At 51.1% G+C, this 20,136-nt stretch carries 18 protein-coding genes; 16 read left to right on the top strand and 2 right to left on the bottom strand.

The window, feature by feature from the left end; translation table 11 throughout:
• The first annotated feature begins 83 nt into the window (after positions 1–83).
• The 7 genes from HPY52_12935 (at position 84) to HPY52_12905 (ending at position 7,903) form a co-directional block, all read left to right on the top strand.
• The gene (locus HPY52_12935; GenBank protein NPV81154.1) at positions 84–1,115 is read left to right on the top strand and encodes a BMP family ABC transporter substrate-binding protein; all 1,032 of its coding nucleotides are present in this window, start codon (positions 84–86) and stop codon (positions 1,113–1,115) included.
• Between the two features lie 18 nt (positions 1,116–1,133).
• Positions 1,134–2,678 (top strand): ABC transporter ATP-binding protein, encoded by a 1,545-nt coding sequence (locus HPY52_12930; protein NPV81153.1) that lies wholly within the window; start codon positions 1,134–1,136, stop codon positions 2,676–2,678.
• Positions 2,679–2,694: 16 nt separating this feature from the next.
• A complete protein-coding gene (locus HPY52_12925; GenBank protein NPV81152.1) occupies positions 2,695–3,756 on the top strand; it encodes an ABC transporter permease in 1,062 nt (353 codons plus the stop codon).
• Positions 3,749–4,672 (top strand): ABC transporter permease, encoded by a 924-nt coding sequence (locus HPY52_12920; GenBank protein ID NPV81151.1) that lies wholly within the window; start codon positions 3,749–3,751, stop codon positions 4,670–4,672. Before HPY52_12925 ends, HPY52_12920 begins: the two co-directional genes overlap by 8 nt.
• A 113-nt stretch (positions 4,673–4,785) precedes the next feature.
• On the top strand, positions 4,786–5,835 hold the full coding sequence (gene mtnA, locus HPY52_12915) for an S-methyl-5-thioribose-1-phosphate isomerase (protein ID NPV81150.1): 1,050 nt from the start codon (positions 4,786–4,788) through the stop codon (positions 5,833–5,835).
• A gap of 48 nt (positions 5,836–5,883) precedes the next feature.
• Positions 5,884–7,206 carry a pyrimidine-nucleoside phosphorylase gene (locus HPY52_12910; protein NPV81149.1) on the top strand — a complete coding sequence of 441 codons (1,323 nt, stop codon included), beginning with the start codon at positions 5,884–5,886 and terminating at the stop codon, positions 7,204–7,206.
• Between the two features lie 82 nt (positions 7,207–7,288).
• A complete protein-coding gene (locus HPY52_12905) occupies positions 7,289–7,903 on the top strand; it encodes a class II aldolase/adducin family protein (protein NPV81148.1) in 615 nt (204 codons plus the stop codon).
• 79 nt (positions 7,904–7,982) lie between these two features.
• On the opposite strand, the gene HPY52_12900 is transcribed toward HPY52_12905, so the two are convergent.
• On the bottom strand, positions 7,983–8,495 hold the full coding sequence (locus HPY52_12900; protein ID NPV81147.1) for a flavin reductase family protein: 513 nt from the start codon (positions 8,493–8,495) through the stop codon (positions 7,983–7,985).
• A 229-nt stretch (positions 8,496–8,724) separates the two neighbouring features.
• Here HPY52_12900 and HPY52_12895 point away from each other — a divergent pair, with 229 nt between their 5' ends.
• Together HPY52_12895 and HPY52_12890 are read left to right on the top strand one after the other, a co-directional pair.
• Positions 8,725–9,117, top strand: coding sequence for a CopG family transcriptional regulator (locus tag HPY52_12895; protein NPV81146.1), 393 nt, complete (start codon positions 8,725–8,727; stop codon positions 9,115–9,117).
• Positions 9,099–9,794, top strand: coding sequence for a type II toxin-antitoxin system VapC family toxin (locus HPY52_12890; GenBank protein ID NPV81145.1), 696 nt, complete (start codon positions 9,099–9,101; stop codon positions 9,792–9,794). Before HPY52_12895 ends, HPY52_12890 begins: the two co-directional genes overlap by 19 nt.
• 138 nt (positions 9,795–9,932) lie before the next feature.
• Here HPY52_12890 and HPY52_12885 read toward each other — a convergent pair whose 3' ends face one another.
• Positions 9,933–10,403: a hypothetical protein gene (locus HPY52_12885; protein NPV81144.1), complete on the bottom strand. Its 471-nt coding sequence runs from the start codon at positions 10,401–10,403 to the stop codon at positions 9,933–9,935.
• 348 nt (positions 10,404–10,751) lie between these two features.
• On the opposite strand from HPY52_12885, the gene HPY52_12880 reads away from it, so the two are divergent.
• From HPY52_12880 to HPY52_12850, 7 genes are all read left to right on the top strand, one after another.
• A complete protein-coding gene (locus HPY52_12880) occupies positions 10,752–12,299 on the top strand; it encodes a sugar ABC transporter ATP-binding protein (protein NPV81143.1) in 1,548 nt (515 codons plus the stop codon).
• 3 nt (positions 12,300–12,302) lie between these two features.
• Entirely contained in the window at positions 12,303–13,292 is a 990-nt protein-coding gene (locus HPY52_12875) for an ABC transporter permease (GenBank protein NPV81142.1), read from the top strand.
• A gap of 240 nt (positions 13,293–13,532) precedes the next feature.
• On the top strand, positions 13,533–14,459 hold the full coding sequence (locus HPY52_12870) for an ABC transporter substrate-binding protein (GenBank protein NPV81141.1): 927 nt from the start codon (positions 13,533–13,535) through the stop codon (positions 14,457–14,459).
• A 556-nt stretch (positions 14,460–15,015) separates the two neighbouring features.
• Positions 15,016–15,282, top strand: coding sequence for a (2Fe-2S) ferredoxin domain-containing protein (locus tag HPY52_12865; protein ID NPV81140.1), 267 nt, complete (start codon positions 15,016–15,018; stop codon positions 15,280–15,282).
• Positions 15,260–16,978, top strand: a complete 1,719-nt coding sequence (locus tag HPY52_12860; protein NPV81139.1) for a 4Fe-4S binding protein — start codon at positions 15,260–15,262, stop codon at positions 16,976–16,978. Before HPY52_12865 ends, HPY52_12860 begins: the two co-directional genes overlap by 23 nt.
• The gene (locus tag HPY52_12855; protein ID NPV81138.1) at positions 16,975–18,129 is read left to right on the top strand and encodes a SpoIIE family protein phosphatase; all 1,155 of its coding nucleotides are present in this window, start codon (positions 16,975–16,977) and stop codon (positions 18,127–18,129) included. Before HPY52_12860 ends, HPY52_12855 begins: the two co-directional genes overlap by 4 nt.
• A 205-nt stretch (positions 18,130–18,334) precedes the next feature.
• Positions 18,335–19,990 (top strand): IS1634 family transposase, encoded by a 1,656-nt coding sequence (locus HPY52_12850; protein ID NPV81137.1) that lies wholly within the window; start codon positions 18,335–18,337, stop codon positions 19,988–19,990.
• Positions 19,991–20,136: the final 146 nt, after the last annotated feature.

Here is a 20,136-nt window from a genome sequence, read left to right as displayed (position 1 = left end):
CTGCTCAGCTCAAGTGTTCATCTGGATTTTGCGTCTTGATCTGGCAAATCCGATCAAGGGACTTTTGAAGGGGAGGAGACAAAATGGGTAAGCGTTGGATAGTGGTTGCTTTAATTGTCGTAGTGCTTGCAGCTATTTCGGCCGTCGTCTATCAGGGGAATAGGAAACCTGGCGGTCCGGTAGCCGGTGAGCAAGATCATAAGCTAAGGATCGGATTGGTTCTGTCTGTGGGAGGCAGGGGCGACAACGGATTCAATGATATGGCAATAGCCGCTGTTGAGCGGGCGGAGAAAGAACTCGGGGCCGAAATAAAGATCATCGAGCCCAAACAAATGGCTTCAGATGAGGAAAGCCTGCGGTATCTAGCCGAGAATAACTATGATCTAACCATAGGAATTGGCTTTATGATGAAAGAATCATTGGAAAAAGTAGCCAAAGAGTTTCCTAACAGCAAGTTTGTGATGGTGGATGTTCCTGTGGATCTACCTAATGTAGCTTCTATTGCATTCAAGGAACATGAAGGTTCATTCCTGGCTGGCGCCCTGGCTGGCATGATGACTAAGAGCAATAAGATAGGCTTTGTTGGAGCTCTCAAGATGCCTTTGATCGAGCGCTTTGAAGTGGGATATAAAGAAGGGGCTCAGTATGTAAATCCTAACGTGACGGTAATTACAAATTACGCTGGCACCGATCCATCTGCATTTAACAATCCTGCGGCCGGTAAGGAATTGGCGCTGGCTCAGGTCCAGCATGGCGCGGATGTGCTGTTCCATGCCGCTGGACCTACTGGCCTGGGCGTGATAGAGGGAGCCAAGGAGACTAAAACATGGATGATAGGCGAGGATGTAAATCAGAACAGCGTCGCCCCGGGAATCGTCTTGACCAGCATGATGAAAAAGGTGGATGTGGCAGTGTATGATACCATCAAGGCATACTCAGAGGGCAATTTCAAAGCAGGCATCAATATATATGGCCTCGCTGAGAACGGAGTCGGGCTGGCGGACTTCGAATACACAGCCGACAAGGTTCCCCAGGAAGTGAAAGACAAACTGGCAGAAATACGCCAGAAGATCATTGATGGAGATATCAAGGTCACAGATCCCATGGAACAATAGAGCAGGGGAGCGAGGGCTTTGACGCCGATATTAGAAGTTCAGGATATAACGAAACGGTTTGGTCCGGTTGTGGCAAATGATCATGTGACCTTCTCTGTGGAGCAAGGCGAGATCCATGCCCTTATAGGTGAAAATGGCGCTGGCAAGACGACTCTCATGAAGATCCTGTACGGCCTGCTCTCACCTGATGATGGTGAGATCTTCCTGAGGGGGAAGCCGGTGAGGTTTCATAGTCCAATTCAGGCCATGCACGCTGGTATTGGGATGGTACACCAGCATTTCATGCTGGTGCCCACCCTCACGGTTTTGGAGAATATCGTCCTGGGGAAGGAGCCTGTGAAGGGCTTGAAACTGGATTTGGGATCTGCGAGCGGTGAGATCCGTCGCATCTCAGAAGAATATTCCCTTTCTGTCGACCTAGACGCAAAGGTCGAGGACATAAGCGCCGGGATGCAGCAGAGGGTAGAGATCATCAAGGTCCTCTACAGAGGGGGCGACATACTTATCTTTGATGAACCTACTGCTGTGCTGACTCCGCAGGAGACAGAGGGCTTTTTCGAGATCGTACGCACCCTAAAGGAAGCAGGCAAGACCATCATCTTCATTACCCATAAGCTTAAGGAAGTGATGGCCTTGTGTGATCGCATCACTGTCATGAGAAAAGGTCGAGTGATCGCCACCGTCAAGAAGGATGAGACAGGCACGGAAGAGCTGGCGGAAATGATGGTGGGACGCAGGGTCATACTCACTCTCGAAAAGAAACCTGCGTCACCGGGTCCGGTGGTGCTAGACATAAATAATCTATATGTGCAAAATGACCGCGGCCTGCCGGCGGTGAAAGGGATCTCTTTGAAGGTCCGAGCCGGGGAGATTGTCGGCATTGCGGGCGTAGAAGGAAACGGGCAGACCGAATTGTTTGAAGCCATCGCCGGGATGCGGCGCCCGGTTAGAGGAAATATCAGACTGAATGGCCGTGAAACAACGCGGTTAGGACCGGACCAGATTCGAAAAGCCGGGGTTGCATTCGTTCCAGAGGACCGGCACAAGCACGGGCTGATACTTGATTTTAGCATATCAGAGAATGTGCTCTTAGGCTTTGAAGGGGATCGCAAATATCACCGCGGGCCGTTCCTTGACCTGGCGTCCATCGATGAAATGGCAAAAAGACTCACATCAACATTTGATGTGCGCGCATCATCGATTTCAATACCGGTCAGCACGTTATCTGGCGGGAATCAGCAAAAGATCGTGCTCTCGCGAGAGTTGAGCTGCGATCCGTGTCTTTTGATCATCTCCCAGCCAACACGAGGCGTTGATGTCGGCGCAATAGAGTTCATTCATCGGCAGATCCTGAAGATGAGGGATAGCGGCAAGGCTATCCTGCTTGTCTCAGCTGATCTAGATGAAATAACAAGTCTGGCAGATTGTATTGAGGTAATGTATGAAGGGAAAATAGTGGCCGAGTTCGGCTCAGATCAGGTGGATCAGAATATCCTCGGGCTCTATATGACAGGCGCAAGGGTTGATCCAGAAATTCGAGCTGACGCGGAAGCAGGGGCTTGATGAAGGAGTGTCCTGGATGTCGGAAAAAGAAGAAAAGGTGTTGGCGATTGCCCCCACCTTGATAGCCGTATTGCTGGCAGCATTGCTGGGATCGCTACTTATGATGGTGGCCGGGGTAAGTCCCCTCACAGGATATGGAGCGCTCCTGAAAGGAGCCTTCGGAAATTCTAGAAAAATCGCGGACACACTGATGTATTCATCTCCCTTGATCTTTACAGGGTTAGCTGTCAGTCTAGCGATGCGGGCCGGAGTCTTCAATATCGGGGCAGAGGGCCAGCTTTATGTGGGCGGGATCATGGCGGCCTGGGTTGGATTCTCTATTCATGGACTGCCGGGTTTTCTGCACTTGCCCCTCGCAATTCTGGCCGGAATGCTTGGCGGAGGTGTGTGGGGATTAATCCCGGGGTTGCTCAAGGCGAAATTCGGGGCACATGAAGTCGTGACTACTATCATGATGAATTACATTTCCTATTCATTGACCAATTACCTGGTCGTTGGACCCTGGAAAGCGCCCGGAGGTACGCCCAAGACCCCTGACGTGTTAACTACAGCCAGGCTGGGAACCCTGGTTCCATATTCGCGCCTGAACTACGGTCTAATCCTAGCGCTACTTACAACTCTGGCTGTTTATGTTCTGCTATGGCATACTATTTTGGGCTATAGGATAAGGGCGGTTGGCAAGAATCCCAACGCTGCTCGATATGGCGGAATTAGAATAGACCGTATTATAGTGGCGGCAATGGGGTTGAGTGGAGCCCTGGCGGCCCTCGCAGGCATTGAAAGGGTTCTGGGCGTTTACGGCTCTTTCTACAATGCATTTTCACCTGGCTATGGTTTTGAGGGTATCGCGGTAGCTCTATTGGGCCGCACCCATCCTTTGGGAGTCGTTGCAGCCGCACTCCTCTTTGGCGCTCTAAATAGTGGCGGTTTCCAGATGAATCTGGCTACCAATATCCCGGTGGACCTGATCACCATATTGCAGGCTACCATTATCTTTATGGTGACGGCTGACTTTGGCCTCCACAAGCTCATGGAGCATAAATCATTGACGAAAAGAGGAGAACCAGAACATGTTTGAAGGGGTCCAAAGTGTCTACCTTTTTGCCGCGACCCTGCGGATGGCAACCCCCCTCATCCTTGCTTCTACTGGGGCGATGTTTTCCGAATTATCTGGGGTTACCAACCTGGGGATCGAGGGCATGATGTTGTGTGGGGCATTCGCCGGTTCGGTGATAACCTACTTGACTCAAAACGTGTCGCTAGGGATTCTCGCCGCAATTGTCGCCGGTGGACTTATGGCTGGCGTTCATGCTCTATTTAGCGTTCGATACAAGGCGGATCAAATTGTGACCGGCATCGCCATCAATATCTTTGCGTCCGGCATTACGCAATATCTGCTGGCCCTTGTATTCGGCTCAGTAGGAAACTCAAAGGCGGTCAGTGTCAGGATTTCCGCCGTGAATGTACCCCTTCTTTCCAAAATACCAGTAATCGGCCCGGTGCTGAATGGGCAGCTTTGGGTAGTCTACCTGGCGCTTGTTCTTCCGTTCATGGCCCGGTGGGTGGTCTACCATACGGCATTTGGCCTGCGGATAAGGGCTGCAGGGGAATTGCCAGAAGCGGTTGCGACGGCTGGTATTCGGGTAAACAGGTTGAGATATATAGGGGTGATAATAAGCGGCTTGCTGGCGGGGCTTGCCGGAGCTTACCTCTCAATCGGGTTGGTCGACACATTCAGGAGGGACATGACTGCGGGTCGCGGTTACATCGCCCTGGCCGCGCTTATCCTCGGCAAATGGAAACCGCTGGGCGTTCTGGCTGCCGCCATCTTCTTCGGTTTTGCCGATGCCTTACAGATGCGACTGCAGATGGCTTCCTTGCCCGTGCAGTTTATCCAGATGGTCCCCTATCTGGTTACCATAATCGCGCTGGCCGGAGTTGTGGGAAAGTCCAGGGCGCCTTCCGCCATAAACAAGCCATATGAAGAGGATTAGATTGACGTTGAATTTGCCCGCAATCTACCATACCGGCTCCTGGATGGCGCCGGAGAAAGATAGAAATCGACAGCGGATTGTTTTCCGTATAGATTTTGGGAGGTTAGAGCTAGATGGAGGCTATAAGATGGGAGAATGATACGCTCATTCTTCTTGATCAAACTAAATTGCCATTATCTGTTGAATATGTTCATTGTAAAGATCATCAGACGCTGGCAAGCGCTATAAAGAAATTGGTGGTGCGCGGCGCGCCGGCCATCGGAGTCGCGGCTGCATACGGGATCGTGCTGGGGGCAAACGAATATAGGGGCACAGACAGGGCGGGTTTCCTGAGCCACATGGAAGAAGTATCTGAGACCCTGGGCGCGACCAGACCCACGGCTGTGAACCTTTTCTGGGCGCTGCGGCGCATGAAGAATAAGCTAGAGAACTGCAGCACCTCTGATATTGGAATAATAAGAAAGAGTCTTCTAGAGGAAGCTCAGAAGATTCACGAGGAAGATCTGGAGACTAACAGGAAAATAGGCCGCAATGGAAATGAAATTGTGCCTCAGGGCGCGCGTATCCTGACACATTGCAATGCCGGGGCACTTGCCACAGCAGGTTATGGCACGGTCCTGGGCGTGGTGCGCGCAGCGCATGAGGCAGGGAAAGATATTCAGGTGTTTGCAGATGAGACCAGACCGCTACTGCAGGGGGCACGGCTTACTGCCTGGGAACTCATGCAAGATGGTATCCCGGTCACTTTGATAACGGATAATATGGCTGGCTATGTCTTGCACAAGGGATACGTGGATCTCGTCATATTCGGGGCTGATAGGATCGCAGCCAACGGAGATACAGCCAACAAAATCGGGTCTTATAGCGTGGCAGTCCTGGCGAAAGAAAATGGCATTCCAGTCTTTACGGCTGCCCCGCTTTCAACAATTGATCCGTCCATAAAGACAGGAGAGGAAATTCCCATTGAGGAAAGAAATCCAGAGGAAGTGACGCATTTCGGAGGGGTACAGGTGGCACCTGATGGGATCAAGGTATTCAATCCTGCTTTCGACGTGACCCCGCATAGATATCTTGATGGGATCATAACTGAGGTTGGAATCCTCCGCCCCCCATTTGAGATCTCCATCAAGGCGGCTTTCGAAAGGCAGTCCAAGGACAAGTAAAATATAAGAGACGCCCCAGGGCACAGGGGCGAGAAGGGGCTGAGATGAATGAGGGCATATGATATCATCGCTAAGAAACGGGATGGGCATGAGTTGTCCGGTGATGAGATCAAGTTCATCGTCAATGGATTTGTAGCAGGCGATATTCCTGATTATCAGATGGCGGCTTTTCTTATGGCAGTTTTCATCCGCGGCATGTCTCCAAAGGAGACATCTGAACTCACATTGTGCATGGCAAAATCCGGCGATCAGATCGATCTCAGCGCCATCAAGGGTATCAAGGTGGATAAGCACAGCACAGGCGGCGTGGGAGACAAGACGACTATTGCGCTTGGGCCCATGGTGGCGGCATGCGGAGCCCCAGTCGCCAAGATGTCAGGGCGGGCTCTGGGCTTTGCTGGTGGGACCATAGATAAACTAGAGTCAATACCCGGGTTCAATGTTGCATTGAGCATGGAACAATTCGTTGCTAATGTCAACAGGATTGGCATCGCACTATCCGGCCAGACTGGTAATCTGGCTCCCGCGGATAAGAAGATCTATGCTTTGCGGGATGTGACGGCGACTATCGACAGCGTCCCCTTGATCGCAGCTAGCATCATGTCAAAGAAGATCGCCTCTGGGGCTGATGCCATTGTCCTTGACGTCAAGACAGGGAAAGGTTCGTTCATGAAATCGCTTGATGACGCATTCAACCTGGCATCCACCATGGTGGCCATAGGAACCGAGGTGGGCCGTAAGGTTGTAGCTGTGATCACTGATATGTCGCAACCGCTTGGATATGCCGTTGGCAATGCGCTAGAAGTCAAAGAAGCAATCGCAACGCTGAAAGGTGAGGGGCCGGGTGATTTCTACGAGTTATGCGTAACGCTGGGAGGCCATATGCTTACCCTGGCGGGCAAGACAGCGGATTTCGAGGATGGGAGAGCAAAGATCAAAGAAGCGGTAACAAGCGGCAGGGCGCTTGATAAACTCAGAGAGCTTCTCGAGGCCCAGGGAGCGAATCCGACCGTGGCTGACAATCCAGAGATGCTTCCAGATGCCGCGCTCAAGGTACCCGTCACCAGCGATAGATCTGGCTTTGTGAAGGCTATCGATGCTGAAGAGATCGGTAGGGCTTCTATGATGTTGGGGGCGGGTCGCGAGAAGAAAGAGGATGCCATCGACTATTCGGTAGGAGTCGTTCTATTGAAAAAGATGGGCGACCGGGTGGCAAGCGGCGAACCTATAGCAGTAGTTCACGCCAATGACAGGGGAAAGGCAGAAAGGGCAGTGGATCAAATCAAGAGCTCATTTAGCATCAGTAAGGAACCGGTTTCGCCGACCCCATTGATTCACGGAATGGTGACAGCTGAGGGGATAACCCGCTGACTTGCGAGGGGGAATTGATTTGTCAGGTGTTTCAGCAGATATCCAGGAGGTACGTAATCAAGTAGTAAAAGCAGGCAAGGTAATGCTCGGGTCCAATCTTGTGATAGGCACATGGGGCAACCTGAGTGCCAGGGTAGCAGATTCGGGTTATGTAGCAATCACTCCGAGCGGAATACCTTACGACGAGATAATGCAGGAAGATATCGTGATAATAGACCTGGAAGGGAATGTGGTTGATGGCAAAAGGAAGCCCTCTACAGAAGTTCCTCTCCACTTAGCTGTCTATAAGGGCAGGCCGGAGGCGAGGGCGGTAGTCCATACACATAGTACCTGGGCAACCATCCTGGCGTGTGCGCATCGGGGAATTCCGCCCGTCGTTGAAGAATTGGTTCAGATAGTCGGGGGAGGGGTGAAGGTCGCATCATACGCCCTCCCGGGGACGCCCGAACTCGGCAGGTATGCCCTGGAAGCGGCGGAGGGACGCAACGCGGTTCTCCTCGCCAATCATGGCGTCGTGGGGTTCGCCTCCTCGCTGGCGGAAGCACTTAAGATCTGCCTTATAGTAGAGAAGGCAGCCCAGATGACAGTGCTCGGCGGATTGGTGGGGGGGTTAAAATCCCTATCTCAGGAAGACATCGATTTTATGAGAAGCTATTACCTAAACCAGTATGGCCAGCGGGATTTCCCGGCGGCATAGGTGATAACGGGCGGCGAGAATACCCCTTGATGGTATTTTCGCCGCCCCTCCATAAAGGGCGCGGCGACGCGGCTGCGCCCTAGGCTTTGAAAATCCCCACTACCTCGCCAAAATAGGCGCGGTGATAATCCTGCTGAGGGTAAGACTTTTCTATTGACGGGTCTAGAAAATTGCCTGGATCTATATCTTGCCAGTATATTTTGCGGCATTCCACCACAAGTTCCGCCTCCGCGAAGCTAGGCGCGGCCACTATCTGCGAGGCGACAGGTGTCAATCCTGATTCGGTTATTTTATCGCCGTCCCGGCCTGATTTACTGCCGAGCAGAGCAAGCGCGTCACGGCAAGATTCTGGAAAAGCGCACACGGTGAATGTATCATAACGGTTGATAAATTCGTAGGTGTAACGGGTAGGACGCACGACAGTAACAATGAGTGGCCTGTCCCACATGAACCCGATAGCGCCCCATGATATGGTCATGGCGTTGAAATGGCCCTTGTGGAAATCGCCGCTGGTTAGCAGCAGCCACTGCTGATCGAATAAATGGTAGGGACGAGTGACGAAGTCATGGATGGGAACTGATTTGCGATCCATAATTACACCTCGATATCTCGATATGTCGGAATCCGGCCTCACTCCTGTGATGAATTACAATATACGATATGATACATAGAATCTCCTGCAGATTCGGATTCATATTTTGCTTCATTGTCGCCGCGGCAGAGTCGTGCCGAATTCGCCGGTACATTCTATTACACATTAGAGTGTGTTCTTATTGACACACTTCAATGGGGTATTGTATAATAAATGCATACTTGGAAATATGATGCCAGGAGAAGCGCGAACCAATTCCATACATAAAAGGAGGTGGGCGGTATATTTCGTCAGGTCAAGGCCTGGCGTTCCTACCGCAATTCCCATGTCGCAAGAGAAGGATTTGGTCCGGGTAAACGTGATGCTTTCTAGAGAAGACCTGGCCGCTCTCGATGATATGGCTCAGGCAGAAGGCCTTTCCCGCAGCGCCATGTTGCGTCGCATCATCTCGCGAGCCATGAATGATGAGCCTGGGCACCGGGGAATAGGATTCCCTGTAGTTGAATCGATTCCTGTGTCCATTACCTTTGAGGAAGCTCTTGAAGTGGCTCGAGGGGCCGCGAAAAGGCTTAAAGGGTTCGACGGAATTGCGGAGATACGAAGGTGGCGGGAAAGGCAGTGAGCAAAGGCTATTTGGCGGGGCCGGCAGGTGATTCGGATGCGGATATCGGACTTCCGTCTATGGACCCAAAGGAAAGCATTCCTGATGAAATCGGCGCTTTCCCGGTGAGATCATCAATTGCGCCGGTCTATGTCATTGACGCCTGTATAGGGGTAAAATGGTTTCTAGATGAAGATGGATCGGAGCTCGCGACGCGACTTCTCATCGAGGCGTATAAAGGTTACAGGCGACTTATCGCGCCCTCTCTGTTCTGGTATGAGGTGACGAATGTCCTTCGATGGTCTCCTGAACAGGATGCTGATTTCTTTCGCGATCTTGAGGCATTAGATGCGTGCCCGATACAATGTATTGACCTGCCTCCCGGTAGCATCCCTATTCTTGGAGCATTATCTCGCAAGATAGGCCTTACCGTGTATGATGCCGTCTATGTGATGCTCAGCATGAAATATGGCGTTCCTTTGATCACTGAGGATCGCCAACTTGCTGCCGCATGCGCCGGATTTACCCCTGTGCTTACTCTTAAGCAGTTATTCGGGAGCGTACTTATGGAAACAGCGGAGGCATTCGGCCGTTCTTGGGGTGAGCATCATCCCGCATCACAGAGAAAACAGAGGCAAGTAGACAATGAGGGCGAGATCGACTGCAGGGGCAGCCAGGAGCAGCCTGCTCGCGATTGAGCAGACCGCCCCATAGTGCCCCAAAAACGAACCACTACCATTTTCATCCCTTTGGCGACGCTGTCGCAGCAGCATGAGGGTGCTTTTTGAATGCCGCGCATTGACACCTTTAGGATGAAATTGACATAAGCGCAGTCATTATTTAGCGCGGAATTCTTCCTTTATTTTCGCATATTCTCTCAGCGCTACCAGAGCCGTAACAGCCCTCTCAGGTGTTGGATACGCTGGTATACCTGCATCCCGCAATTTCTTGATGGCATCGTCGCATTCAGCTCCACCCTGAAATTCCGATACTACGGCTTTATTCAGGGACTTATAATATGCCTTAATCCCTGAGGAGAGTTCAGGTGAAATGTCCTTGAGTTCACGAAGCGGAATACCCCTTCTCTCAAATTCATCTGATGCAAGGAGTCCTGAGCCTCCACCATTTGTGACCATCACGATATTTTCGCTGCGAAGCGGCGGCATATGACCTAGGGCTAAGGCGCTGTCAAGGAAGTCTTCCCATGTCCTTGCTCTTATTGCTCCAGCCTCTTTCTTGCCTGCATACGCCATGAATTCGGAGAAGTCCACATCAGCCTTGTTGCCAAGACCAACGAAGAAGCTCATGCCGAATCTCGTAGTTTGGCTGACTCCCAGAGCGGCCAAAAGATATGAAAATGTAGCAGCAGGTCAATATGATGATAAGCGATGCGTCTGGTAGCCGCAGGGCAGTGGGGAGGAGGCTTGAGGCCCCCTTCGTCTAAGGAGGAATTCCCGGTTAGATGGTGTATTAGTCTAAATAGAGATTCAGATTATCTAAAGTATAGTCAATTTTGAATATTACCTTTGACTCCCCTATGCGCTGCGGATTAAAAAAGCAGAGGGTACCAGCCTGTATGCCCTGTATGCATAGATGAGAATAGAGCGTTGCGGACCTGTCTGAAATGGCATATGACGAGTTTGGGGAGATAACAGATGGGCGAAGTTCTAATCTTGATGGAGGGAATAGAAAAAACCTTCCCGGGTGTGCATGCTCTCAACCAATGTCAGTTTGAGCTCCGCGCTGGCGAGGTGCATGCATTGGTCGGCGAAAATGGCGCCGGTAAAACTACGCTCATGAAGGTGCTCACCGGCGCTTATCAGAAAGACGGAGGGCGTATTCTTTTCAAAGGGAGGGAGGTTGAGATCCCAAACCCGAGGGCGGCACAAGAATTAGGCATCAGCATGATCCATCAGGAATTGAACCTTATGCCGCACTTGACTGTAGCGCAGAATATCTTCATTGGCCGAGAGCCGCGTAGGGGCATCGGGTTTCTCTTAGATGAAAAGAAGCTCAATCAAAAGGCCAGACAGCTGCTTGATATGATGCACCTTGAACTAGACCCGCGAACCAGGGTTTCGGATCTTACAGTCGCCAAACAGCAGATGGTCGAGATTGCCAAGGCCTTATCGTATAATTCAGAAGTGCTCATCATGGATGAGCCTACATCAGCTCTAAGTGAAGCGGAAACGCAAGAGCTCTTTCGGATCATCCGCCGGCTCCGTGACCAAGGCGTAGGAATTATCTATATCTCCCATCGATTGGAGGAACTGAAACAGATCTCTGATCGCGTCACTGTAATGCGCGATGGTCGGTATATAGGTACGGTCAATACTCAAGATGCCACCATTGATAAGATCATCAGCATGATGGTGGGGCGTGAGATCTATGCGACGTCCCGCGCAGACTTGGAAAGCGGCGGCCAGGAAGTTGTACTTGAGGTAAGGAACCTGAATCGGGGCCGTGTGATCAAGGACGTAAGCTTTAGACTCAGGAAAGGCGAGATCCTCGGTTTCGCTGGACTTATGGGTGCTGGGCGCACAGAGGTGGCTCGTGCGGTTTTCGGCGCAGATCCTATCGATTCTGGCGAAGTCTACGTGAGAGGTCGGAAGATCGATATCAAGAGCCCCAGGGATGCTGTTAGGCATGGCATAGGTTATCTATCCGAAGACCGTAAACGCTATGGACTGATGCTAGGTATAGATGTAGAAACCAATATCGTGATAGCCACACTCGAGAGGTTTCTGGGTTTCCTTGGGTACGTGAATAGGGCCAAGATCCGGACCGAGGCGCAAGCGCATGTAGATGAACTCAATATCAAGACACCAAGTCTGCAACAGAAGGTCAAATATCTTTCCGGAGGCAACCAGCAAAAAGTAGTTATTGCTAAGTGGCTGATTCGAAATTGCGATATTTTGATATTCGATGAGCCTACCCGCGGTCTTGACGTGGGCGCGAAGAACGAGATCTATAAGCTCCTTAATGACCTGGCGGCAAGCGGGAAATCCATCATCATGATTTCCTCGGAGTTGCCCGAGATCTTGCGCATGAGCCATCGTATCATCGTAATGTGTGAAGGCCGAATAACTGGTGAATTTGGCGCTTCAGAGGCTACAGAGGAACGTATCATGCAGTATGCTACAATGCGCGAAAATGGCGCTCGATATCCGCTGATCCCGGAAGGGCCAATATTGGGGGTCTAAGATATGGAAGGCAGACTTGCGGTCATAAGGGATAAGCGCGTGCCCAGAAAGTCTTTATTCCGTTCCGATGCCACGCAAAAACTCCTTGCCTTCGCAAGCCTGATCGTGATGTTCCTCGTCTTTTCGCTTGCTTCACCAAACTTCGCGAAGTTCAACAACATAATCGGTATCTTGCTTGCCACCGCCGTAAATGGCGTATTAGCGGTAGGGGTTACATTTGTGATAATCACCGGTGGCATCGATTTGTCTGTGGGCACTGTTATGACCTTCGCGGCAGTTATGACTGGCGTTTTTATCACGTTCTGGAGATTACCTGTTATCATAGGGGTAATAGGTGGAATTGCCTCAGGAGCCCTATGTGGATTTATCAGTGGTTCGCTGACAGCCAAGGTGAAGATCCCGCCGTTTATAGCTACGCTGGGTATGATGATGATCGCGAAGGGGCTTTCCCTCGTGATTTCCGGCACAAAACCCATCTATTTTATAGACACACCTGTCTTCCGCAAGATTTCCATGGGCTCATTCCTGAGTATCCCTAATGCTGTGCTGATCTTCTTCGGGGCGGCCCTGATCGCGGGTTTCATGCTAACTAAGACAGTGATAGGAAGATATACTTTCGCCCTCGGTAGCAACGAAGAAGCGGCCCGCCTTTCAGGTATCAATGTCGATGCCTGGAAGATCATTGTCTACACGATCGGTGGAATGTTCAGTGGCCTAGCTGGTGTCATGATGGCCTCTCGTCTAAATTCGGCACAGCCGGCTCTAGGTCAAGGCTACGAATTGGAAGCCATTGCAGCAGTTGTTATCGGTGGCACATCCCTTAGCGGGGGGGAGGGTACCATATTGGGGACGGTAATCGGCGCATTCATCATGAGCGTGTTAACAAATGGCCTCCGTATCCTCTCGATCCCCCAGGAGTGGCAAACGGTCGTTATCGGCGTTATCGTTATAGCGGCAGTATATGCAGACATCATTCGCCGGCGCCAGAGGTAGACATCATCTGAGACCCTCTGTATCACTTGGGCTGGCTCTCATATTATGCGAGAGGCATAAGGAAAGGGGAATATAATGCAGGAGGTGAAGGGAATAGCGAATTTCGAGCGAGAAGAGGGAAGATCTATGGGCTTCCTCGTAGGGATGCACCAGACCGTCAGACTTGCCCCAAAATGCGAGTAAGGTAAGATTATCAAGGAGGGATCTTGTGTGCGTAAGGCAAGGGTAGTTCTTGCTGTAATGCTGAGTTTGCTATTTTTCATAGGACTTTTCAGCGGTCTTGGCCAGGCTAAAGAGAAGATCTATATCCCTCTTATCTCCAAGGGGTTTCAGCATCAATTCTGGCAGGCAGTCAAATTGGGCGCTGAAAAGGCTGCTAAAGAATTTGATGTTGAGATCACATTCGAAGGCCCTGAAAGTGAATCTCAGGTTGATAAGCAGATTGATATGCTTCAGGCTGCTCTCAGCAAACACCCCAAGGCTATCGCCTTGGCCGCGCTGGACAGCAAGGCGGTTATTCCGTTGCTTGAGCAGGCTAAGGCTGCCGGCATCCCTGTTATTGGCTTTGACTCCGGCGTAGACAGCGATATCCCAGTCACGACTGCCGCTACAAACAATGTTGCTGCTGCCGCTCTTGCCGCTGATAAAATGGCGGAGCTTATCGGTTATGAGGGCGAGGTTGCTGTCATCGTGCACGACCAGACCAGCCGTACCGGAATTGACCGCCGTGATGGCTTTGTTAACCGCATCAAACAGAAATATCCTAGGATCAAGATCGTTGATGTACAATATGGCGGCGGCGACCATCTTAAATCTACTGACCTCGCGAAGGCAATTATCATGGCCCATCCAAACCTCAAGGGCTTTTTTGGAGCCAATGAGGGTTCCGCCATCGGTGTGATCAACGCTGTGGCCGAAATGAACATGAAAGGCAAGATTGTCGTCATAGGCTATGACTCGGGTAAGCAGCAAATGGCTGCCATTCGTTCAGGATTAATGGCCGGCGCGATAACTCAGAACCCTATTGGCATTGGCTATGAGGCTGTTAAGGCTGCTGTTATGGCCATAAAGGGACAGAAGCTGCCAAAAGTCATCGATACTGGATTCTACTGGTATGATAAGACCAACATCGATTCCCTCCAGATCAAGCCCTTATTGTACGACTGATCCTTCCATGGATACACAAGCTCGATTTTAGAAGATGCGCGCGATATGAAGGGTGTACACAGAGAGCGTGACCTCAATATACCTGGACATTGCTATGACTTCGAAGCTAGATATCCATACCCGACAGATAGCCGAGTTCGAGCTTGATCGGTGATCTAATGGTAAGCGATGCGGCTAACAAACGCAAGGCGGCGGGGAGGAGGGCTTAGGCCCTCTTCCCCGTCCAATCCCATCTGACATCCTCCCATGGCTAAAGCTCCACACACAGAACCAATGCCGGCTTTAGAGATACCGTTCTCACCTGTGCACTTAAATGTGAAAACAACGTCGCCCATCGAGCTCAGAGACGTTCCCGCGCTGGCATATCTCGACGCAGGCAAAAACACATTTTCCCCTCTTTACAAGAACGATATCAAAGATATATACTGTTGCCGAAGATCGTTATATTTTTAACAAACATTGTTACTCAACTAACGATAATAACTTGCCCAACCGGTTATATCCTCTCAGGGCCGCGGAAAATGGGACATAAATGGGGAGACAGGAGGCGCAAACCATGATAATCACCGTTTGTATAGGGAGCGGCTGCCATGTTAAAGGGTCGAGAGGGATAATAAAGATCCTGCAAGACCTCATCCATGAAAGCGGAAAAGATGCGGAGATAGAGCTGGAGGCCTGCTTTTGTCAAGGGCGGTGCACTGAGGGCGTCGTAGTCAAGTTTGGTGATGAGATCGTTACAGGCGTCAACAAAGATAATATCGCGGAATTGTTCCACGATAAGATGTTGGAGGCCGAAAAGCATGAGCACGATTGTAACGAGTGAGGCAAAATGCCGGGATTGCTATAAGTGCGTGCGTCATTGCCCAGTCAAGGCTATTGCCATCAAAGATTCACAGGCGCATGTGGTGGAGGAAAACTGTCTTTTCTGCGGGCGGTGTGTGAATGTCTGCCCACAGAAGGCAAAAAGCACTGTTTCCCAGATATCGAAGCTCGACGACTTCCTGAAGGCGGGCGAAAAGGTCATTGTGAGCCTGGCCCCTTCCTATCTAGCGGCTACAGAGTATTCCACTCCATGGAAGTTCACCGCCGCCTTACGCCAGTTGGGAGTCGATCGCATAGAAGAGACCGCCGTAGCTGCCGAGGCTATCGCAGAGCAATACGCCAGGCTTTTCAACTCTCAAGGAAATTCCACCATCATAACGAGCTGCTGTCCGGTAGTAGTCAACCTCATAGAAAAGTATTTCCCACGTCTTGTGGGTTCCCTGGCGCGTCTTATGTCTCCGATGGCGGCCCATGCCCGGATGATAAAGAAAGAAAGAGGAGAAGACGTAAGGGTAGTCTTCGTGGGGCCATGTTTCGCCAAAAAAGCGGAGCCCGGGTTGGGTGACGCTGAGGATGCGCTCGATGCGGTAATTACGTTTGAGGAGTTACTGGGATATTTCTCACTGAACGGAATCGCCCCGGAGACGCTGGAAGATGTATATCCCGATAGGATTTCAACGCATGCCAGGACCTACCCGCTCAGATACGGGATTTTGAAAGCTTCGGGTCTAGAGGGGATACCTTATGATGACATGCCAGTCATCAGCGGAGTCGAGGAGTGTATGGAGACATTTAAGGACATGGAGGAGGGGCATCTGTCCCCTCGATTTGTTGAGGCTTTTGGATGTGCTGGTGGATGTATCGGTGGCCCCGCGATGGCTAATAATCTCGGGATATCCGCTAGACAAAAACGGCTTCTCAAGTTCTCCAGAGAGATTGATTCAGCGGCGAAAGCCCAAGAGGTGCATATGATCCCGCAGGTCAGCCTGTCAAGAGAGCATTCTGCGACACCCCTCGATGAGGCTATGCCTACAGAGGAAGAAATACGCAAAATACTGGCGCTAACAGGCAAGTTTTCTCCCGAAGACGAAAAGAACTGCGGCGGCTGTGGCTATTCGACATGCAGGGAAAAGGCGATAGCTGTATATCGGGGGTTGGCGGAACCGGAGATGTGCGTCACCCATATGCGAGAAAAGGCCGAATCTCTGTCTAACATCGTCGTAGATACAAGTCTAAACGCCATTATTGTGGTTGATAAAGATATGGTGATACAAGAATTCAATCAGGCGGCAAACAGGATGTTCAACCGGAAAAAGATACCGCCAAAGGGCAAGCATCTCAGCGCCTTTATCGACCCCACAGATTTCAAGAAAGTCTGGGATGAGCAGAAGATCATGGTCAATCTGCGCAAACAGTACGAGCAGTATGGCCTGGTAACGCGTCAGATGTTATATCCCTTGCCCAAATATGGGGTGGTGATAGGGGTGATTACCGACATCTCCTCCGAGGAGGCGCAAGAGCAAGAGCTGGCCAATATGCGCCGTGAAGCTCTTACCCGCGCGTCAAAGGTCATCAGAGAGCAGATGAGGATCGCCCAGGAGATCGCTGGGCTGCTAGGTGAAAGCACTGCAGACACAAAGGCGACACTTTTAGAGCTTATAGAGATAATGGAAAGAAGCGAGGGGAAGACAGGATGAGCATAAAACTTGACGTAAGTGTAGCCAGCCTGTCTAAGCAGGGGGAAGAGGTGTGCGGTGATTCAACCGAAGTGATAAAGACGGCTGACGCCACGACAGTGATTTTATCCGATGGCATGGGTAGTGGTATCAAAGCCAGTATCCTATCAATTCTCACGACTAGAATCGCCTCCCGCTTATTGCAGAGGAAGATCGGACTAGATCAGGTGTTTGAGACGATAGCTGATACCTTGCCGGTCTGCAAAGTCAGGGGCATTGCATATTCAACCCTATCTGTATTGCGGGTGTCGGAGGATGGCAGTGCCCATTTGATAGAGTATGATAACCCTCCGTTGATCCTGCTGAGCAACAACAGGGTTGCGCCGGTAGAAGGAAGGACCAGGCAAATAGCTGGGAAAGACGTCGCTGAAGCCTTCTTCCAGGTGAAGCCAGGAGATCTCCTGATCCTTGCCAGCGATGGGATAACAAATGCAGGCGTTGGGGGAGGCCTATTCAAACTCGGCATTGGCGACGAGGGATTGGCGGATAACATCATCAGTAGGGACCTGATTCAGGAAGATGCTGCAAAAATAGCTGAAAAGGTTATGGACCTGGTGGACGCGTGCTACCTGTCCACGCTGGGGGATGATTCAACTGTTGTGATAGCAAAGGCGAGGACTCCAAGGGTCATTATCTTGTTAACGGGACCGCCCGAAGACGCAAGATTGGATCATGCTGTCGTCTCCAAGTTATTGGGAGCTCGAGATGCCAAGAGGATCATCTGCGGGGGAGCTACAGCCAATATGGTGGCCAGGGAGATGAATCGGCCATTGAGGACCAGTTTGGAATATGAGGATCCAAGTGTTCCTCCGATTGCCAGCATCGAAGGGGTAGATATGGTAACAGAAGGAATTCTGACCCTTAACAAGTGTATTGAGAAGCTAGAAAACACAATGGCCGGCGGGCCGCTGAGGGAATCTCGGGACGGGGCTACCCTCCTCGCAGGAGAGCTTTTGAAAGCAGACAAAGTCACCTTTTTGGTTGGGAAGGCCCTCAACCCCGCCCATGAGGAGCTCATGCGATCTGTTCAGTTGATGCCTAGCCCAACTTCCGCAACCCAGGCCTATTTTTCGATCATTTTGGGGTGTCGAGTAAGGCAAAAGCCCAGCTAGACACATTGTCCATCTGCATAAGCTCAAAATAGTGACGACAAGTGATACGATTTTCGCTTGACAATTCTTAGATACATGATATGATAGTGGCATGTATATACGTAAAACAACTCGACATGCCAAAAACGGCAAGACATACGAAAATTACCTCCTTGTAGAGTCTGTGATGACTCCGAAGGGACCCAGACAGAAGGTCATCTGTTCTTTGGGTAACCTGAAGCCGCGACCTGCCAAGGAATGGCTTGCACTCGCTCGGCAGGTGGAGCAGGCGTTGCTGGGGCAGCTTTCAATTGACATGGCCCCTACTGATCCTCTGGTAGCTGACATTGTGGCTAAAGTCAGAGAGCGCCGGCCAAAAGCGCAGCATCCTAAGCAAGTAGAGGATGGGCCTATCTCTGTATACCCTGATCGCATAGAGGTGGAACAAGGGCGGGAAGCCGGGACAGTGCATGTGGGTAACGAATTCTGGAATCGGCTTGAGATTGATGATGTGCTACAGAGGGCAGGGTTATCAGAGAGGGAGCGTCTCTTGACGCGGGTGATGACGCTCAACCGATTGATATCGCCTGCCTCAGAACATGCCATGCCTGATTGGGTCAACCGCACCGCTCTTCAGGATCTTCTCGGGGTTGACCTCTCTCAGCTGAATGATGATACGCTTTACCGCAATCTCGATCAGCTCTGGCCACGCCGGGGTGAGATCGAGAAGGGTTTAGTAGAGAAAGAGAGGGACCTATTCAATCTGGATACAACCATCTACCTATATGATCTCACTTCAACCTATTTTGAAGGAAAATGCGAAGGAAACCCAATGGCGCTGCGGGGTTATTCCCGCGACAAGCGTCCTGACTGCAAGCAGGTGGTTGTAGGATTGGTGGTAAACCGGGATGGATTTCCTATAGCCCATGAAGTGTTCAAAGGAAATGAAAAGGATGAAAAGACGGTAACCCCAATGTTAGAGGTTCTTGAGGCACGGGTTGGGAAAAAGGAAGGCGCGACAGTGGTCGTTGATCGGGGCATGGCTTATGAAGAGGACTTGGAAGCCATCCGGGGCGCTGGATATCACTACATTGTTGCAACGCGTCAATCGGAGAGGAATAAATGGTTGGACGAATTTGAGACTGATGGCTGGCGTGAGGTGGTACGGGAGCCTTCTCCAAACAATCCGGCTCAAAAGAAGACGAAGGTGCGTGTAAAGGAAGGGGAATGCGGGGATACATATGTGCTTTGTTTAAGCGAGGAGCGGGCGGCGAAGGATCGTGCCATTCGGGAGAAACACGAGGCTCGGCTTCTTATTGATCTGGGGAAGCTGGCAAAGAGGGTTGAGGCCGGCAAGCTGAAGGCGGAGGACAAGATCTACGAGAGGATCGGAAGGCTGAAGGAGCGCTATCCACGAGTCGCTAGGTATTACACGATCGGATTAGAAGATGGGAAAGTATATTGGGAAGAGAACAAGGAGAAGAAGGCGATTGCGGAGAGCCTGGATGGTGGATATCTACTTAGGACAGATCGCAAGGACATAGACGCTGAAGAGATCTGGCGTGTGTATTCTCTCCTGACACGGGCAGAGTCAGCATTTCGGGCCATGAAGAGCCCCCTTGCTGAGAGACCGATCTTTCATCAGTTGAAAAACCGGGTAGAGACTCACATCTTCTTGTGCGTGCTTGCATATCACCTGCTCGTTGCCATAGAGAAGACGCTACAAGACAGAGGGCATTACACGAGCTGGGCAACCGTGCGGGAGACGCTTTCCAACCATCAGATTGTGACAGTGGTATTGCCGACCTCAGATGGTCGCAGTTGCGGATTAGGAAGGCTGCCAAACCGGATCCTGAGCATCTTGCTATCTATGAGGCGCTAGGCATATCGCCCCGGATGATCAAGCCGGTGAAGACATGGTCGTAAGATAGTGACGTAATTTGACAAAGAACATAGGTACCGTAAGGGTTCCAGTGCTCTGAGTGCGGAAGTTGGGCTAGATCCGAAGCGGTAGAACATTTGAAGGCC

This window comes from Bacillota bacterium, from assembly GCA_013178415.1.
Classification (GTDB): domain Bacteria; phylum Bacillota; class SHA-98; order Ch115; family Ch115; genus Ch115.
Note: the sequence above shows the minus strand (reverse complement) of the source record. Positions and strands in the feature narration are given on the sequence as shown.

Coding starts and splice junctions, on each gene's coding strand:
- HPY52_12875 (NPV81142.1), top strand. CDS start 12,303: ATGGAAGGCAGACTTGCGGTCATAAGGGATAAGCGCGTGCCCAGAAAG.
- HPY52_12920 (NPV81151.1), top strand. CDS start 3,749: ATGTTTGAAGGGGTCCAAAGTGTCTACCTTTTTGCCGCGACCCTGCGG.
- HPY52_12895 (NPV81146.1), top strand. CDS start 8,725: ATGATGCCAGGAGAAGCGCGAACCAATTCCATACATAAAAGGAGGTGG.
- HPY52_12905 (NPV81148.1), top strand. CDS start 7,289: ATGCTCGGGTCCAATCTTGTGATAGGCACATGGGGCAACCTGAGTGCC.
- HPY52_12870 (NPV81141.1), top strand. CDS start 13,533: ATGCTGAGTTTGCTATTTTTCATAGGACTTTTCAGCGGTCTTGGCCAG.
- HPY52_12860 (NPV81139.1), top strand. CDS start 15,260: ATGAGCACGATTGTAACGAGTGAGGCAAAATGCCGGGATTGCTATAAG.
- HPY52_12855 (NPV81138.1), top strand. CDS start 16,975: ATGAGCATAAAACTTGACGTAAGTGTAGCCAGCCTGTCTAAGCAGGGG.
- HPY52_12900 (NPV81147.1), bottom strand. CDS start 8,495: ATGGATCGCAAATCAGTTCCCATCCATGACTTCGTCACTCGTCCCTAC.
- HPY52_12865 (NPV81140.1), top strand. CDS start 15,016: ATGATAATCACCGTTTGTATAGGGAGCGGCTGCCATGTTAAAGGGTCG.
- HPY52_12935 (NPV81154.1), top strand. CDS start 84: ATGGGTAAGCGTTGGATAGTGGTTGCTTTAATTGTCGTAGTGCTTGCA.
- HPY52_12885 (NPV81144.1), bottom strand. CDS start 10,403: ATGAGCTTCTTCGTTGGTCTTGGCAACAAGGCTGATGTGGACTTCTCC.
- HPY52_12910 (NPV81149.1), top strand. CDS start 5,884: ATGAGGGCATATGATATCATCGCTAAGAAACGGGATGGGCATGAGTTG.
- HPY52_12880 (NPV81143.1), top strand. CDS start 10,752: ATGGGCGAAGTTCTAATCTTGATGGAGGGAATAGAAAAAACCTTCCCG.
- mtnA (NPV81150.1), top strand. CDS start 4,786: ATGGAGGCTATAAGATGGGAGAATGATACGCTCATTCTTCTTGATCAA.
- HPY52_12925 (NPV81152.1), top strand. CDS start 2,695: ATGTCGGAAAAAGAAGAAAAGGTGTTGGCGATTGCCCCCACCTTGATA.